The following is a 19,789-nucleotide window of genomic DNA, read 5'->3' as shown; positions in this document are numbered from 1 at the left end:
AATTGATAGTTGTTACGAGTCGATTTTTCAAAATATAATTTTATTGATTTTTAAATTGATTATGAGCAAATAATTTTTAACATCAATTGCCATAACTTGTTTTAACATCCTGCCACTAAATTAAAAAACTAATTTATGATGTAAGGAATCCTTTTGTTTCAAATAAGGATTCATTTTGGTTATTTCAAACAGTCTAAATCACTTAAAAATTGTTATTTTCTCAAGCAAAAAATTTTGACGAAACCTATGTTATTTTTAGTAATATCTATACAAACTCTTTCCCTAATTTTCTAAAACCGTTATAGACAATGGAGCAAGTGTTAGTTCTATATAATTATCATTGATAGAAACCGGCTGAGATTTAATGATATTTACGGTTTTACTTTCTGGTAATTTCCCTTTATATTCCATACGATTTAATGCCTTTATATGATTTGGTAAAGCACTCAACTTTAAGACTACTTTTTGAGCTTTGTCATTTTTATTCATTAAAAAAACAGCAAGCTTATCGCCATTATTACTGCTACTCGCAAAGGTTCTTATGTAACCAGAAAATTGTGTGGTTGCTACCATATTGTCTAGAACATGTTCATTTACAAGCTTAATTACCTCTGCAATGGGTTTACGAGAATTATCATCAACTCTAAAAAGTACACCTAAATCATTGTTGTCATTGTCTTTATTACCTCCCCAAGGAGAATGTGTTCCCCAAAAATAAGAATACGCCACATTTGGTAAGCTAACTTGGTTCATCAAAACATCAAAATACCATAAAGCCTTATGCATATTATTTACAGAACCCATTCCTTTATCTGGCGTTACACCCGTTTCGGTTATTACAATTTCCATATTCGGTTTTACCGAATTAGACACCGCTTTCTGCATTTTTAAAATATTAGGAATATAATGATCTGCATGCTCTTTCCAAATAGTATAACTAGTAAGTGAATCTTTATAACGCCACATATATTGATGAGCAGAAGCAAAATCGATCAATTTAGGATATTTTGCAAGCACCTGATTAAAATAACCGACACTACTAAGAGTTCCAGGACCAATTTTAATACTCGCATCTACCGCTTTCATTGCGGATGCTATCTGTTGATAACAGGCTACATATTCATCTCTAGTTAAAACATCTGGGTGATGATCTACTTCGTTACCTATTTGCCAATATTCCACATGGTAATTTTTCTTCTTCGCATATTTTACCCAGGCTACAGCACTTTCTACAAGTTGCTTAAAAGTAGGACCACCTTTGTATTTAAAAGAAAAAACATTTACAACAACCAATGGTTTAATATTTAACTTTTTACACAGTTGCATATACTCATCAAAATCCATGGCAGCTTTAAAACTACCATCCTTATTTACAGCCCAATCCCATATTCCAGGAGCTTGTAACATCGTTGCTACTTTAGGTCTTAAACCTTGTTCAGTATCATTAAAAGGAGCCGTATGCCACAAATAATTATCGGCCAAATGTCCGTACGGAAAACGCAAAGACCCAGATCCCATTTCTTTGATGGCATCTACTATAGACTGCGTATTATTAGGTTGTTTTAAATCAGAATCTGTTAACCAACATAAGTTTGCTGATGCAATACCTTTGTTGATATTTTTCTTTATCGTCTTATTAAAATTAACCGATACGGTATCTTTCTTTTGGGCATTTAATCCTATAAATGCGAATAAAATAAAAATTTGCAGTGCCTTTATCATTCTTTTTATGTGTTTCTATTTTTATCCTTTCCTAAATTATTTTATCTGAAAAAACATTCATTTTTAGGGGGTGCTAATTCAAAAAGTTTTTAAAAACATAAAACTACTTCTTCCTTACACATCAAATGGGGTCATTTTGACAATAAAAATGGGTGATTTTGTCTATCTTTTATAAAAAACAGACAAAATCACCCAAACCTAATACATCTAAAAAGTACTTTAAAATGCTACGATGTAGTAAAAATCACTATTTAAAATAATCTAAATCCCATGAATCAATCCAATTGATAGTCATTTTATTATTTGTAAAATCAATTGGTAACCATATATATAAATTATCATAAGGATGATTCGGTTTATTTATGTCGAAAAAAGCAATAAAGGCATCCTTTTTTCCTTGATATGGTATGATAAATGTAGACTGACCTCCATACGTTTTTTCTGGACCTAAATTATTATTGGGGTTTGTACCAAAACACGGATTCCCTTGATACTCCCAAGGCCCATAAAGAGATGTACTTGTAAAATATCTTGCAGGGTTTGCTGACCAACCAGTACTGCCGGACGCTAACATATGATAAGTACCCTCTTTTTTAAATACCGCAGGAGCTTCTGTATGCTTGGTAATACCTTTAGCTATTTGGTACGTTCCTTCTGGTAATAAGTAATCGTCTCTCATTTTACCTATTACTAATTTTTTATCTGGTTTTCTAACAGTTATATGGTATAATTCATCATTTGTGTCTTGAAACATTGCAAAATCACCAGTTCCATTAGGCGAATTTCCTCCTAGAAATTTATGCCTATAATTAAAAGGCCCTGATGGACTTTGAGAAACAGCAACCCCAACAAAAGCAGTTTTTGAACCATGTTTACGGATATAGAGTTTAAAAAATAAAACAAATTTTTTCGTTTTATTATTATACACTACTTTAGGGCGGTCTTGGTTCGCATCAAAAGCTAAATCGCTTAAACTATCTTTTTTGGTTAAGCTCAATACCATACCTTGATCGTGCCAATCTACTAAATTTGTAGAGGCATAACAATGAACCCCTGCATCGGCATGCTCTTTTTCAGAGAGTCCTTTTTCTTTATGTTCTCCATACCAGTAATAAATTCCGTCATGAAAAATAACACAACCTCCATGGGCATTTATCCTTTCTCCTTTGCTATCAAACCATAACTTACCTGATACTATTTTTTGATTATTTTTGTTTTGAGCAGCAATTTGCATCATGGATACACTGACCAAAAACATGACCAATATTTTAAATTTCATTTGATTATATTTTATATTAAACTTACCTGTTGTCCATTTTGATAAAATTCTGTCAATTCGAGTGAAATTTGTATCGAGAATAAGATTTTTAAGTTATTAAATTGTTCTCGATATAATTTTTCGTGCCTCAAAATCATTCAAACTGACATTTTAGAATCAAAATGCAAAACGGATTAGGGTTACACTTATAAATATTTGCTAATTATTTATCAAAAACAGCTGTTTTCCAATGATCTAACCATGAAATAGCCATTTTTCCTCCAGAAAAATCAATAGGTAACCAAATATACCTTCCTGATATTGGGTTCTTGGGTTTCCAAATATCAAACATAGCAATGTAAGCATCTTTCTTTCCCTGAACAGGGATTATATACGATGCTTGTCCTCCAAAAGTTTTATCCATGCCTAAACTATCTACAGGATTAAATCCATAACAAGGATTTCCATGAAAAGTCCATGTTCCTAAAATATTTTTGGTAGTATGATAACGAGCAGGATTAGGATTCCAACCTTTTGAGCCCGACCCTAACATGTGATATACTCCGTTTCTTTTGATAATTGCAGGTGCTTCTGTATGTAGTTTTACACCTTTACAAACTTGATAATCTCCTTCTGGAAAATAGTAATCAGCATCCATTTTTCCGATTACAAATGCCTTGTCTGGTTTACGCACTGCTAAATGATACAGCATATTGTCATCATCTTTATACATAGAAAAATCACCAGAGCCTTTGGGCGATCCTCCACCTCTAAACTTATGATGATAAACAAATGGACCTGATGGTTTATTTGCAACCGCTACACCAACATAATTACTATCATACCCAACTCCTTTTAAATACAATTTAAAGTACGCCACAAACTCTTTGTTTTTAGTGTTGTAAACCACTTTAGGTCTTTCTAAAATACATCCATAAGCAAGATCGTGTTTTTCATCTTTATAATCTACACTTAAAACAAGACCTTCATCTTTCCAGTTTGTTAAGTCTGTAGAAGAATAACAATGGATGCCTCCATCGGCAAATTGAGCTTCTGATTTTCCTTCTAATTTATGCTCTCCGTACCAATAGTAAACACCTTCATAAAAAATAACACCACCTCCATGAGCATTGATATTTTTTCCGTTGGCATCTAACCATTGTTGTGCAGGTTTTATTTCTGTTTGATTTTGCTGCGCGATTACAGATTGACCACCAAACATCATCAACAAGAAACTACCTAAAATTGTTTTTATTAAATTCATGCTACTTCAAGTTTTTACTCACTTTTTAACTCTTGCGTCCACTCACTAGCAAATCCCCATTGTTTGATAACTCTCATTTTAAAATAAACTGGAGTACCTTTTTTAATATTAGGAATATTCAAAACACCCTGTACTTTGGTTGTTAATTTTCTTTCATAAGTATTAGAACTCGTGCCGTAAACTACTTCATACAAATAATCGTCTGGAGAGACCGTAAAAGCTATAAAAACACCATTCTCAGTATGTTTTGTATTCCAAATAATTGGAGGCAATTCATCTTCATCTTTTGTAAGTTCTTTTGTTTTAGAAGGAATACTCTCTCCTTTATTGTTGACTGCAATCAGTTGATATTTCCAAACATGACCTTGTTTTATTTTTTTATTCTCAATATCAATAAAATTATTTGTCGTCTCCTTAGTATTAAAAGTCAAACCGTCTTTTTCATATCGAACATAATACGCCTCTGCATCTTTACTTTTATCATAAAAAACACGAATACCACTGTTTGCTGTATTGGCAAATGTGATAACAGGTTGCTCAGGAACCTGAAACTTAATAAGATCTGTATGAACTTTATATCCTTGTGGATCTAAGAAACTAACTTCTATCATACTTATGTTTTCTTTAGCATTCCATTTTAAGAAAACATCAAATGCGTTGTCTCCCGGGAATATGGTTTTAACCACTCGTGATTTTGTTTCAACAGCCTTAAAATCAGAATTAAATAGCGTGTACTGTACCTTATAGTTTCTCAATACATTTGCAGGAATGTCTAATTTTGTTCTTGGCTGAATGGTCACTTTTGCCTTTCCTTCTGCTATTTTTAAATTCGATACATTCAAATTTCTTATTGGGCTAAATTCTTTTTGAATACTATAAAAGCCCTTTTTCTTATCTCTAAAAGAAGTTACAATTCCCCATGCTCTATTTTGTGACGGAGGTGTTTTCCATCCATCTTTACCATGATACGTACTTCTATAATCGTTAAATGCCCATAAAGAACCCCCTAAAACATATTCTTTGTTTCGTAGCTCATTCATCATTTTTTCGGCAGGAATATCTCCTAAACTTGGGTCTTCAGAATTTAGTTCTTTACCAAACTCAGACATAAAAATGGGTTTCTTATGATTTTTCCAAGTACCATCCACTTTTTTACCCCAATTCTGATACCCATTTAACATGGCTAAATCTGCATACATAGTTGCTTCTTTTGGTGAATTATTAGCCGAATTAGACACACAAACTGCTATTCTATTTGGATCTAATTTCTCTGCCATTTCTATAGCTCCTTTTACATACGCATTTACTTTTGGGTTTTTAGACGCCGTACCCAATTCATTACCTACACTCCACCCTACAATTGCTGGGTGATTATAATTATTTTCGATGATTCGTTGCAACCATTCTTTTGGTTTTGGGTGTGCTGGATCTACTAAAATATCTTTTCCCCAAAGCCCTACTTCTTCAAAAATTAGAATTCCTTTTTCATCCAAATAATCGATGTACTCCTTTGGTAAATTTACATGACTTAAACGTGCCATATTTGCACCCAAACTTTTCATTAAATCTACATCTTCTTTAATACGTTCAAAAGGCAGCGTATTTCCTGTAAATCGATCTTCTGGTATCACATTAAACCCAACAGGTCTAATACTTTCTCCATTTAAGAGTAATTTTAAACCATCTATTTCTAATTTTCGAATACCAAATCTATCCGAATTTGTATGTAAAATTTCTTTATTTTCTGATAAGGTAACCGTAGATTCGTATAAATTAGGAAAGTCAAAATGCCATAAATTTACTTTAGATTTTGGCAACTTATAAGACCAGTTTACAATATGTCTATTGGTATTTGCAGGAATTGTGGCTTTTACTTTCCCTTTTGCCACTACCTTTCCGTTATGTTTAATATTGATATTAAACAGTACTTTTTTAGGTGTGTTGCTAGAATTGCTACTCACAATTTTTACACCTAATTGAGCCGTTCCTTTATTTAAGTCTGGAACAGCATCTATATGCTGAAATTCGATACGCGTTTTAGGCGTTAACTCTAACCAAACAGGTCTTCTAATTCCTCCCCAATTCCACATGGCTCCAGTTTTAAAAACGTTATTAACCAATACGGTTAATCTGTTTTCGGCGCCAGGTTTTAGATACTGCGTAATATCAAAATGAAAAGGTAAAAAGCCTAAATCATTTTCACCAACTAAATGCCCATTTACCCAAACTTTAGCATCGTTATAAACAGATTGAAAAACCAAACGTACTTGTTCTGAACTTTTTAGTTCATCCATAGAAAAAGTTCTTGTGTACCATGCATCGCCAACATATTCGGCATACTCATTTATCAAATCCCAGTTTCCAGGAACCATCATAGTATCCCAAGAAGCAGTATTTACCTTTTCTGTAAACCATTTAGAAGATTCTCCTTCTGCATAAGGATCTGTTTTAAAAGACCATTTGCCATTTAATGTTATTTTCTGATTGCTTTGTGCAAAGCTAAAATTTGCAACAATGAAACATAAAAAACCTAATAAAAAAGGAGTTTTAAAGGTTGATTTTCTAAAAATCATTAAACTTTTCATCATATTTATTCTATTTACTACTAGATACATTTGGTAAAAACAGCACAATAAAAGTACCTTGTTATATTCTAAAAAAATAACTACATTTTAATGAGACTATTTTTTCCTCCTTACTTGAATAACGGTAAATTGTATGAGTAGTGGCAGATTGTGTGGTACTTTCCTGTCAAACCGCTACGCAGCTTGATAGGGATAAAAACACTGATAATTAATGATTTACCTGCCATTACTTATACAAAATGTTAGGCACTGGACTTTATCCATTTTTCAAATACATTATATTTTGATTACTTCTTTAACATTTTGCCAACCTCCAATAAAATATCGACAGAGGCTTTGGGTATTTTTCCATTTTCATCAGGCCCAACATTTAGTAAAAGATTCCCTCCTTTTCCATTGATATCCATTAGTTTATTATATACGGCTTGTGCATCTTTCCAGTTCTTATCACTTTTTTTATAGCCCCATGAATTATTTATGGTATAGCAAGCCTCCCATTCATACTCTACCTTATTTTCAAGGTGAAACTGTTCGGGAGTTCCAAAATCCTTTTTAAAAAAATCTCTCTTCGCTACCCTGTTATTTATAATAATTTCTGGCTTTAACTCTCTTATATAATTGTATAAATCAATACCTAAATTCATGTCCCACCAATAGACCCAATCGGCATCAAACCAGATCATTTCTGTGTCGTAATTTTCTATAAGTTCTTTAATTTGGTTTTTCATGTAAGTAATATATTCCTGTTTTTCACCTGTTTTCATTCGGATATTTGACCAGCGATTGATTCCTGATTTATCTAAGTTTCTTTCCTGTGATGGGTGATGCCAATCAATAATACTGTAATAAGTACCAAAGTGGATGTTGTACTTGCGGCAAGCATCTGCCAGTTCTTTTATAATATCACGTTTAAAGGGTGTATTTGCTATATCAAAATTGGTGTATTTGCTATCCCATAAACAAAACCCTTCGTGATGTTTTGTTGTAACAACAAGATATTTCATTCCTGCTTTTTTTGCTGTTGATACAATAAAATCAGCATCAAATTCAGTAGGGTTGAACGCATGTGTTAACATGGCATATTCTTGTGGGCTAATATCAGCATAGGCTTGTATCCATTCAGAATACTTATTAATAGTTTTCCCTTTCCATTCTCCACCAAGTTGACTGTACAGACCAAAATGAATGAACATACCGTATTTAGCATCGCTAAACCATTTCATGCGCTCGGTAAAATCTTCGTTAGATTCTTTAGTATAATCTTTCTGACAATTTGCTGTGATTGTACTAAGTAACAATACAAAAACTAATAATATATTTTTCATTTTTTTTAATTTCATTTAGTTGTTTCTAGTTTCAATTCGTTTATTTTAAAAAAAATAATGTTTCTATGTTGTAATTTGCTGCTTCCCTTGTGCCTAACATAAAGCTAAACTAAGCATCAGTACTAAACTTAATTTCTTAATCATTTTTTTATTTAGTTTATTATTTGACATTTACTTCACTACCCCACCAATCTTTATTTGGTTGCCAATCTGGAGAAAGCATTTTTTTACGTTGTCTTTCTTGTGCTGGTAATGTTTTAGTTCTTTGTCTTTCTAACCATTTTTTACGAGCAGCTTGATTCCATTCTGGATCTACTTCTGCATAATGCGTATCCATAGATTTCAACCAATCTAAAAGTTGCGTTTGCATTTGTTTTGTAATTTCTGGATTACTTGCTGCAACATCATTACGTTCGCCTAAATCTGTTTCTAAATTGTACAATTCAGCATTCAAATTTTCCCAATAATAAATCAATTTCCATTTTCCTTTTCTAATAATAGAACTTGGTTCACCACCTTGGTTTCCATAATGAGGATAATGCCAATACAATGGTCTATCGTCAATATTTTCTCCTAATAAAAGTGGTTTTAAACTCACACCATCTTTATGCGCTTCTGGTTTTAAAGGGAAACCAGATAAATCTAATAATGTTGGGTATAAATCTACCCCAGATACAGGAACTTCAATACTTGCTCCTGTTTGTTTGATCCAAGGAACATCAATAAAATAGGGAACTCTCGTTCCTCCTTCCCATTGGTAACCTTTTCCTCCTCTTAAAGTTAATTGGTTGGTAGAAAAATTATCACCAGAAGTAACCCCTCCATTATCCGAAGTAAAAACAACAATGGTATTTTTATCTAAGTTTAAATCTTTTAAGGTTTTCATTACCGTACCAATAGCTTCATCTACATGTTCAATTAAACCTGCATAAACAGGGTTATCTTGGTATTTTCTAGCAGGTAAAACGCGTTCCATTTCAAAACCAGTTTCATGGATTCCCATTTTTTCTGCTTTATTTCTATACTTTGTCCATTTTTCTTTGGTTGTTTGTATTTGACCGTGAACAGCATAAAAAGAAAGGTAAGCAAAGAAATGATCATCCTTATTTTTTGTAATAAAATTACTCGTTTCTTGAGCTAATTTCATAGACAAATTCTGCCCTTTTTCTTCTGGTAAGTTTGGTAAATACGGATTTTTATATGGAGAAAAATATCCTCCACTTGGACCTCCTGCATTGTATCCACCAATATTAATATCGAAACCATGATCTGTAGGTAATGATCCTTGTTCTTTACCTCCTAAATGCCATTTACCTGCAAAGAAAGTAGTGTATCCATTTTCTTTAAAAGCTTCTGCTATTGTAGTTGTCTTGGTATCTAAATGATCACTATATTTTGGTGGTAATAATTTGGTATAACGTTTACGATCTTTCCAAGCTTGTCCATAATTTCTATTTCCTTCAAACTGAGTAATTCCATGTCTTGCAGGATATTGCCCGGTCATTAAACTTGCTCTAGACGGACTACAAACTGTACATGCTGCGTATCCGTCTGTAAAAACAGTACCCGCTTTGGCAATTTTATCGATATTAGGAGTTTCGTAAAACTTACTTCCCATAATACTTAAATCTGCGTAGCCTAAATCATCTACCAAAATAAATAAGACGTTCGGTTTTTTTGGCACTGTAACTTCTGCTGTTTTATCCGTTTTAGGTGTAGAATTACAAGCTATAAACAAACCTATAACTGATAATAAGATTGTTTTTTGAAATATAAAATTAGTGTTAATGTATTTCATTTATGTATAGTTTTTATTATTTGTTGTTCTTGTTAATCATTTATTCTTCATAAAGCACTTCATCCCAAGTATCTGTTCTAAAAGGTAATGCAGGTAAACCTAGCTTGTTGTAAAGCGTACCATTGGCATTGTTAGCCCAGATATATCTTGCTGCAACAGGTTTATTTACTTTAGGTGAACTTAAAATAATTGTATTTCCGTCTTGTTTTACCTGTGCTTTATGAAAAATTTTGTTTTCGCCAGCAATATAAAATGATGGAATTTTGCCCATATTACCGCCAACCGAATGTAATGTAGAACCAGGTGTATCAAAATTAATAACTAAATTTTGTCCTTCTGTTTTATACGATTTTAAAGAAGGTCCTGCATAGACAACCTCACTTTTACCATAGGTATTGTGCAAAGCAACTAAACTTAATCTACGACCAACTTCTTTTTTTTGAGGTGGATGAATATCATAAATAGCACCAATATCTTGCGTACCTGCAACACCTGTATTTTCTAATTTTAAAGCTTCTAATTGCGCTTCTACTATTTGTGGTACCGCAAATTTATCTGGATAATTATAAGGTGCTATTTGCACAAAGTAAAAAGGAAAATTACCAATATTCCATTTATCTCTCCAACTAGAAATCATATTTGGAAAAAGCGTTTTATATGCTTTCCAATTTTTAACATTAGATTCTCCTTGATACCAAATTGCCCCTTTTATTTTATAATTGATTAAAGGCGAAATCATACCATTGTATAGGTTCGAAAATTTCTTTTGTCCTCCGTTTTCTAAAGCAGCTTTTTCAACGCCTTCCTTCGGTGTCCATGGTTCTACTCTAGTTCCTCCCCATGCAGATTGAATTAAACCAACTGGCATTTTTAATTTTTTAGATAATCTTTCTCCATAAAAATAACCTACTGCCGAGAACTTTAAAACCGTTTCGGGTGAACATACTACCCATTCTCCTTCACAATCTTCTAATGGCGTAGTTGATTTTTTCTTTTTAACTGAAAACATACGAATGTTAGGATGATTTGCTTTTAGCGATTCTTCATAAAAATTTACAATTGGTTTTTGATTATTACGAAACCCCAATTGTCTTTCCATATTAGATTGACCAGAACACAACCAAACTTCTCCGAATAAAATATTATTTATGGTTAATTTTGTGGAACCACTTATTTTTAATTTTCCCGTTTTTCCTGCTTTTGGCGTGGCAACAAATACCTGCCATTTACCTTCATTATTGGTAAGGGTTTTTACTGATTTTGTCCAAGAAGGATTTACAGTAACACTTTGCCCTGGTGCATCCCAACCCCAAATTTTTACGTCTGTAGCTTGTTGCAACAACATATTATCCGATAAAATTGAAGGTAACTTTGTTTGCGCAAATTGATTTTGAATTCCAACAATCAGTGTAATAAAAAATACAATTTTAAATAATACTTGTTTCATTTTAAGTGTGTTTTGTTTGATTAGAATTCTCATTCATTAAATTAATTAAAGATGATTTTACATGGGTCTAATCCACATACAATGTCCGCCTCCTGGAGCCATTACAGCTTTTACAATAGCTCCTTTTTTAACGTTCCCTTTTCTTACTTGATACGCTTCTGGGTTGTTCATACCATGTGTATCTTTTGTATCCTCATAATACGTAACAGCATAACTTTTACCCTCCTCTAAAAAGTCTAAATTAATATCTAAAGAAGTTCCTTTTTTACTAGCAACAGAACCAATAAACCATTCTTCACCAAATCTTCTTGCTGTAGAAATATGATCGTCTAGTTTACTACTTAAAACCCTACTCTCATCCCATTTACCTACAGACATTTTTTGAATGAACTCAAAAAGATCTGCTTTTTTAGCATACGCCTCTGGTGCATCTGGCAAACAAACCAATCCGCTATAAATAACCAATGTTCTTGCTGCTTCTGAAGCTACTGTAGAAAAATATGTATTTTTCTTTTTAGGTCCTTTTAATCGATCTCCTTTATTAATACCAATTAAATCGAAGTTTCCATTATTCATGTCTAAAGGACCTTGAATTGCATTAACTAATGCCATTTTAATAAAAGTTTCTGGCGTAAAGGCTTTTCTAGAATCTTGTTGTGCATGACAATATTCTCTTGTAATGGCATTAGGAAATGTTCTTTCCATTCCCGTAAAAGGAACAGGAGAATCATGAAAATCTACTAATAAATGATTTTTTGCACTTTGCTGAATAGCATCACTTGTAAAAGCAACGTTATTTCCCATAAAACCATATTTAATACCACTCATACCCAAAGAAGCAAAATGAGAAAACAACTCATCATCACCAAAATCACCTTTATGTCTATCGTAATACAAGATTAACTTAACACCTTTTGTTTTTGCATATTTAGATACTTTATCTAAATCTAATTTTTCTGTAATATCAAAATGTCCTTTTGTTGTTTTTGTATACCAATGAGCATCAATTAAAAAATACTTGATATTTTTTTCTGCAGCAAAATCAATAAATCTGATGTAACTTTCGGTATCCACTCCATAAACAAAACCATCTACAGTTTTATAATCATGCACTCTCCAATCCCAAAGTGCTTTGCCTGGTTGTATCCAAGAAGTATCTTCTATTTGATTTGGAGTTGCCAAATTAAGTGGAACCGTATTGGTAACCAAATCGCCTATTTTTTCTTCAACTAAAATTACGCGCCAAGGCGTGGTTACTTTTGTACCTTTTAATGTGGTTTTATTGGTAGCTGCAAGTAAATTTTTAGCTGTATTAAACTTAAATTTGATGGTACCAAATTGGGGAGCTATATATAAATCTGATTCCAATAATGATACGTAAGAATCTTCAGAATTTTTAACCACCAAAGGCGTTAATAATCTTGGTTGTTTTTTAACTTTTGTTAGACTTTCAATAGAAATTGGTCCTAAAGGAGGATTTTCTCCGTTTGGTGAAAACAATTCATTGGTATTACTTAAATTATATTCACAATAAAAAGTGGCTTCGCTTCCTTCTTTAAATCCTTCTATTTCATATCTAAAACCTACACCTTTATTAAAAACACGAACATATAATTTGGCTTTTACATCAGCTAATAGAATATCTAAAACAAGCTCATTATACTCGTTTTTAATTTTACTAAACTGTCCCCAAACTGGTTTCCAGCTTTCATCTACCTTTTTTATTTCTGCATTAACTATTTTAGCAGAAACATTAGGCAATATGGAGATTACAGAAGTATCTACAATAAGTTGTTCTTGCTTAAATAATTGATATACCAAACTTCCTTCTACTTCCTCTAATTTGATATGAACGGATGCATCTGGAGATTTAACTTGTTTTAACTTGTCTTCTTTTACACAAGCATTTGTTAAAAAAATAATTACAAGTAAAAATGAAAAAATAGTCCTCTTTGATTTTATAAGATTCATTATTGTTAGGTTTTTTGTGTCTATTTTTAACAGCTATTAATTAACAATAATTGCTATTTGCTTCCAACCTTCCATACCTTCATTTGTTTGAATGGTTCCTTCAGTACTTCTTCCGTCTAAAATAATTTTCTTTAACGCTGCTTTTAATTCCGCTGCTTTTTTAGGGTTGCTGGCAATTAAATTATTAGTTTCTGCAACATCTTCTTTAATGTTAAATAATTGCATTGCAGGTAAATCTAAATGTTTCTTTCTTATCTCTTGAGGTTTTGGATAACTCCATCCTGCAGAGCCTTGCGCTACACACAATTTATAATCGCCATGTTTTATGGCAAACGAACCATTTATAGAGTGATACACAATATATTCTCTAATCTCTTTTGCCTTCTTATCTGTTAATAATGGCAACATACTGTAACTATCTTCTCCTTCTGAATCTTTCATTTTATACCCAGCAATATCTGCACAAGTAGCAAAAAAATCTGTTGTACCAATGGTTACATCGGTACTTGTATTTTTTAATGCATGGTTTGGCCATTCTACAATAAAAGGTACATGATGTCCTCCTTCATAAATGTCTGCTTTCATTCCTCTAAACACATAACTAGGATCGTGATTAAACTTTTCTAATTCTTTAAAATTTGCTTTTGGCGAACAACCATTATCACTTGTAAAAACCAACAAGGTATTATCTGAAATACCCATTGCTTTTAGTTTTTTTCTAATTTGACCAACCACATCATCTACTTGCATTACAAAATCGCCATACTTATTGGTTTTACTTTTTCCTAAAAATTCATCCGAAGGTAAAATTGGTGTATGAGGTGCAGGTAAAGGCAAATACAAAAAGAAAGGTTTCTTTCCGTTAGCATTGTCTCCTATATAATTAATAGCTCTATCTGTTAAATCTTGTAATACCGTTTGATGTACAAAATCATCTGAAGTTGGGCCTTTTCTCCACACTCCTTTAGAATCTTTATTTTGTGTAATTTTTGTAGGCACCATTGTTGGCATGTCATTTTCTACATATACATAAGGCGGCATATCTAAAGAACCACAAAAACCAAACGAATAATCGAAACCATGTGTTGATGGCCCGTTTTGAATGGGTTTTGTATAATCTACATCCTGAATTGTGTGTAAATTATTGATGGTTTCTTTTGGCTCGCCATTAAAAGCCCAATCCCAACCCATATGCCATTTACCAATATAAGCAGTTTTATAACCTTGGTTTTTAAGTACATCTGCAACGGTGGTTCTGTCTGGTGTAATTAATGATTTTGAATACCCACCTAAAACTCCACTTTTTAAACGACTTCTCCAGTTATAACGACCTGTTAAAATACCATATCTTGTTGGTGTACAAACAGCAGAAGATGTATGAGCATCTGTAAACATTACGCCATTAGAAGCCATTTTGTCTAAATTTACAGTTGGTATTTTACTCTCTGGATGAAAACTACTTACATCTCCATACCCTAAATCATCAGCAAGAATATAAATGATATTAGGAGCTTCACTTTTTGTTACCTTATTATTAACACTTACTTGCTTACTAGTATTGCAAGAAGTTGAAATTACTATAATTAATAAAAAAAGAATTTTTTTCATTTTGATAAATTTAATCTGTTTTAATATTTCTATGAGGTAATTTACTAAATAGGTTTTTCCCGTTTGTATTTACAAATGCTTTTAAAGCATATTTAGATTTTTTATCTAATGCCGAATTCGGAATAAAAACCTCGAAAGTATGTGTTTTAGGCGAGAATTTAGTTCCCGCTATTTTATTTTCTTCAACCGTTAAATAAGAAATGTTTTCTAAAACTACTCCGTAAGAGAAATCACCATCTAATAAAATATTTTTAAACTTTACTTTTAACAAATAACCGTTTTTTTGTTTTTCAATATTCTTTATTTTGATAGAATATTCATCTTCTGAACTTAATAAAGTAGCTGTATTCGGATAAAAATTACTTTCGCCAGCAGAAGTTTCTGCTTTTACAGTGTAAAAATAAACGATATCTTTTTCTATTGAATTATCTTTAAAAGGCGGTGTTTTAATTCCGCTTGCTATTTTTTGATACTTGTGCAACTCGACACCTCTGTAGACATTATAGGTTGTTTCTGGTAAAATTGAATCTTGTTCTATCCAATTTACAGTTACACTTCCGTCTGCTTCTTTAATGGCGGATACATTTTTTGGACTAAAAGGAACTTTGTCTGACAAACTAATTGTTTTCGATTTAGAAAACTTTCCAAATCCAACTCCATTATAAGCCGCTACAGAAAAAACATAAGGAACATCATATTTTAATCCTTTTAATCTGTATCCAAAAACATTATTAGCTTCTACTAAATGCTCTTGACCTGTGTTTTTGTTGATGTATTTAATTTTATATCCTATGGCATTTGCAACACTTTTCCAAAAAATAGTAGCCGTATTATTTCTTCGAGATATTTTAAATATTTCTGGTTGTTCTGGTGTGCTATTTTTTATTGAAATTTGATTCGAAAAATCACTGATGCCTTGTTCATTTTCTGCACTCATTTTAAAATTATAAACAACTCCTTTTTTTAAGCCTTTAACTTCTATGGATGTTTTTTTAGCATCCACCTTAATTTCTTTTAAAACGTTACTTGATACATCATTATAATAAACGGTATAATTTTGCACATTTTCTAAAGGTCCCCAAGTTAATTGAATGCTTTCTGGTAAAACATCGCCTTTATAAATAGTAGGATTTGCAGGTTTTGTTACCAATTTAGATTTCCATTTAGCAACGGATACGCTAAAAGAAGGAATGTTGATTTTACCATTATTAAAAACTGCTTTTTTAATTTCTGTATTCTGAACCGTTAATGAATCTGCAGAGATATAATTTACTTCTATTTCTTTATTTAATTGATGACCATCTACTGTAATATCAAAATCTTTAGACTCTTTTGTTCTGTTTGTAAATACTAAATAATCATATCCATTTATTCCTCTATACGCTTGTGAGTAAAAACCAGTTTCAACAGCCTTTTTTAATCCTGGAGCTACAAAACCATTACTCACCTTTGAATCAAAAATAAAATCTGAATGATTGGTTACGTCATGATAAATTTCATACGCTTTTCCTTCTAATGTCTTATTAATACCTGTTAAAAGCGCATCTGTATTTAGCTCTTTTCCATTTTTAAACGCTTCTTCAATTTCTTTATTAAAGTTCTTTTTAGGACTATATTTACTACTAACTTCATGCGCACCAACATACCAAGTATTTGTATGGTTTAATTGTCGCATTACATATTCTATATTATAAACACTAGAATAAATACCATTTAAAGGTCTATTCCACACACCAAACTCGGTAATAACCATAGGCACATCTTGCCAAGTATAGTCTTCTATTTCTTGCATTGCCGCTGCAGAAGTAGCTTCTAAAAGTTTGGTATTGGCTCTTTGGCAGGCATTTTTTACCGATTCTTTTTTACCTGTATGTGGCGCGTACGAATGTTTACTAAACACATTCCAATAAGCACCTTGTTCTTTTTGATAGTTATTTATTTCTTTCATAAACCCCCAAATACCATCCCAAGTATTGTTTAAAGCAAGAAATGCATCCGGATAAATTTCTTTAATAGCATCGGCATGAGGTTTCATTTTTGCGGCATAATCATACCCATTATTCCACCAATAACGTTCTCTATGTGGTACATAAAAATATGGTTCGTTACAAAATTGCCACGTAGCGACTTCAATATTATTATTTTTACAAAAACGTGCAAGTTCACGCGTCATTTCTGGTGTTTCTGTAAAACCATTAATAGTAATTACTAGCTTCCCATTAATTTCACTTAATAATTGATACAAATCTATAATTCGATGTGCTCCTTTTATATCTAAAAATCGATACCCTTTCTCATAAGATTTAGGATGATCAAACATCATTGCATAATCTAAATCATAATGACCTGTTGCACTACTAAAAGCATCGCCCATTGTACCAGAAAAATAGCGCAACCAACCTGGTTTTAATTCGTGAACAGCTTTTCTAAAATCTGGATGTAAGTAACTCCAACTTTTATCAGCAATTCTTACATTAAAACCACTAGAACCTATTTTAATGGTATGCCCATTTTTTGTATCAATGTTTATGACACCTTTATTTTCTTGTGAAAAAGACACTTGAAAAAATGTACTCATAAGAAGTACTACAGCAAGTTTTTTTAAATTCATTTTTTTTGAGTAAACTATTTTGAAAACAATAAGCCATAAATCAAATTTCAGTTCATAGATAATCGAAACTTAAATTCAGCTTTGAATATTATTCAAAAATAGAAACAACATAAACAATATGCTTCTCATTTGAGGTATATAAATGTTGCACACTATTCAAACAAACAAACCTAAAAACCTATGATTCAACAAATAACAACTTAAAAACAGGTTTAAGCTAAATAGTGATGATAGAAAAAAAAATATTTTTAAAATTGAAGATTCACTTTCTTAAGTATCTATTCTTACACATAAAAAAACAGCACCTTTAAAAAGATGCTGTTTTCCAAATCTAAAAATGTCTTTTAATTACTCTTTAATAATCTTATATGTTTTAGAAAACTGAACACCGTTTAACTTTATCATATAAATACCTTTTGAAAACTGCTGTAAGTTAACCTCAACTTCTCCTGTATTATTAGAAACAGAATCACTTAAAATTCGTTGTCCGTTTATATTATAAACTTCATATTGATTGAATGTAGAAACAGGTGCAGAAATGGTAAAAATATCTAAAACCGGATTTGGATAAATATCTACATTTATACTTTTAGTATCATTTACAGACAACTTTTCTTCGCCCTGAAAAACTTGAACCTCCGCCAACGTTAAAGCAGCTGTAGCATTTAATTGTACTTTAACAATTCTTCCTTTTACATTTCCGGCATTCATAATAACCGAAGGGTCTGGAAAACTTGTAAATGTTTTTGAAAAAACTTCTGCTCCTGCATCACTTATAACAGACACCGTAAAGTTTGACATGTTTGCTTTACAACATCCATCTGTTCTATTAAATACTTTAATATCTCCAATTACTTTATCAGCACCTAAATCTACTTGCCACCATGGGTTTTCCTCATTATTTGTTACTGTTACAGATCCTCCTCCGTAATTTCCATTAATATCATCATCAATAGCTAGAGAAGCTTCTTTGTTAAATGAAGGGTTTGTGGATGATTGTGTTGCTGTACCCACAAGCGCTAAGTTAATTACAGGCTTTAAGTAAAGCGCCATTGCTTTTTCTCCTGTAGCATTTATAGCACCTGTAGTTAAACTCACTGTGTTCCAAGAATTGTATAAAACCAAGCCATCTACTTTGTTTTCAATTGCTTTTTCTAAGCGAGTTCCGTTACCTTTTGCATCATTATGGTTCACTTCTGAGTCCCAAACAGGAAAACCATCGGCCTTAGCCAAAGCGATAAAAGTAGACCATTGACTATGATTAAACCCTAAATTATGAGATGTTGCCACAGTTATATAATCTGCAATATTTGTATTCTTTAACATATCTATTCCTGCAGGAAGTCCCCAAGTACAAGGGCCTATTAATTCTGCTCCGTTTAAACCATGCTCATAAAGTCTTTTATATATTTCATTGATTTGATTGACACTCCAAGTACTATTAGTAGCTCTTCCGTCTTCATTAAATGGATTAATCCACTTACAATCTGGATATTCATTAGAAAACTCAATGATCCTTGCAATTAATTCTTCTGTTGCAGCTTCAACACCATTAACAGAAGCCTCTTCTCCTTCATTAGCACCATTTCCATTAAGTCTGTTATTTGCTATTCTATGCCCTCCATCACCTTGTGCAGGATTTGCAAAAATTGGAAAACCTTGCTCCACGGCTTTTGCGTAAAAATAATCAAACATTGGTTTGTTAGGATTCAAATCTACACCGTCTAAACCTCTTCCAAAAATAGGAATACGAATACCATTAGCTCCCATATTTTTAAACCCTAATAAAAGATTATCTGCCTTTTCTTCTGTAGTAATTTTATTGGTAATAAAAGCCTGCTTTGTATCTCCCAAAACATAATCCATATCATTTACATACTTTTGGCTAAACGAGCTAAAACCAAAGCTAAAGATTGCCAAAAAAAGAACTGTTTTTTTAAACATTATTTTGTAGTTTTTTATTTTCATTTTTTTTATTTTAATTAAGCTCTCTCTTTTCATAATAGTATCTATTTATTGAAAAAAAAAGAGTGAATATATTATATTCTGATTTTAACAAAAAAAACATTTTCTATTCATTTAAAATTCTCATTTAAGGGTTCAATTTGTTGCTTAATGGCAGCTATAACACTATTTTTAAACAAACAACAAAATATACTATAACAAAAAATAGCAGCCCCCTATAAAGGTGCTGCTACAA

General features: G+C 31.9%; 11 protein-coding genes. All 11 read right to left on the bottom strand.

Going from position 1 to position 19,789, the window contains the following annotated elements; all coding sequences use genetic code 11:
• Positions 1-282: 282 nt before the first annotated feature.
• Positions 283-1,722, bottom strand: a complete 1,440-nt coding sequence (locus WHD07_RS16105; protein WP_343329213.1) for a GH39 family glycosyl hydrolase — start codon at positions 1,720-1,722, stop codon at positions 283-285.
• Positions 1,723-1,969: 247 nt separating this feature from the next.
• Complete coding sequence (locus tag WHD07_RS16100; RefSeq protein ID WP_343329212.1) at positions 1,970-3,001, bottom strand: family 43 glycosylhydrolase; 1,032 nt, start codon at positions 2,999-3,001, stop codon at positions 1,970-1,972.
• Positions 3,002-3,203: 202 nt separating this feature from the next.
• A complete protein-coding gene (locus WHD07_RS16095) occupies positions 3,204-4,244 on the bottom strand; it encodes a family 43 glycosylhydrolase (RefSeq protein ID WP_343329211.1) in 1,041 nt (346 codons plus the stop codon).
• A gap of 14 nt (positions 4,245-4,258) precedes the next feature.
• Complete coding sequence (locus WHD07_RS16090) at positions 4,259-6,832, bottom strand: glycoside hydrolase family 2 protein (RefSeq protein WP_343329210.1); 2,574 nt, start codon at positions 6,830-6,832, stop codon at positions 4,259-4,261.
• Positions 6,833-7,116: 284 nt separating this feature from the next.
• A complete protein-coding gene (locus WHD07_RS16085; RefSeq protein WP_343329209.1) occupies positions 7,117-8,169 on the bottom strand; it encodes an alpha-L-fucosidase in 1,053 nt (350 codons plus the stop codon).
• 145 nt (positions 8,170-8,314) lie between these two features.
• Positions 8,315-9,952, bottom strand: a complete 1,638-nt coding sequence (locus WHD07_RS16080) for a sulfatase (RefSeq protein ID WP_343329208.1) — start codon at positions 9,950-9,952, stop codon at positions 8,315-8,317.
• A 40-nt stretch (positions 9,953-9,992) separates the two neighbouring features.
• Positions 9,993-11,399 (bottom strand): sialate O-acetylesterase, encoded by a 1,407-nt coding sequence (locus WHD07_RS16075; protein WP_343329207.1) that lies wholly within the window; start codon positions 11,397-11,399, stop codon positions 9,993-9,995.
• Positions 11,400-11,456: 57 nt separating this feature from the next.
• On the bottom strand, positions 11,457-13,370 hold the full coding sequence (locus WHD07_RS16070; protein ID WP_343329206.1) for a glycoside hydrolase family 97 protein: 1,914 nt from the start codon (positions 13,368-13,370) through the stop codon (positions 11,457-11,459).
• Positions 13,371-13,406: 36 nt separating this feature from the next.
• A complete protein-coding gene (locus WHD07_RS16065; RefSeq protein ID WP_343329205.1) occupies positions 13,407-14,978 on the bottom strand; it encodes an arylsulfatase in 1,572 nt (523 codons plus the stop codon).
• Positions 14,979-14,988: 10 nt separating this feature from the next.
• Entirely contained in the window at positions 14,989-17,589 is a 2,601-nt protein-coding gene (locus WHD07_RS16060; RefSeq protein WP_343329204.1) for a fibronectin type III domain-containing protein, read from the bottom strand.
• Positions 17,590-17,937: 348 nt separating this feature from the next.
• Positions 17,938-19,557, bottom strand: coding sequence for a T9SS type A sorting domain-containing protein (locus WHD07_RS16055; protein WP_343329203.1), 1,620 nt, complete (start codon positions 19,555-19,557; stop codon positions 17,938-17,940).
• Between the last annotated feature and the right edge of the window lie 232 nt (positions 19,558-19,789).

Origin of the sequence: Polaribacter staleyi, from assembly GCF_038024045.1 — a bacterium.
Classification (GTDB): Bacteria; Bacteroidota; Bacteroidia; order Flavobacteriales; family Flavobacteriaceae; genus Polaribacter; species Polaribacter butkevichii.
Note: the sequence above shows the minus strand (reverse complement) of the source record. Positions and strands in the feature narration are given on the sequence as shown.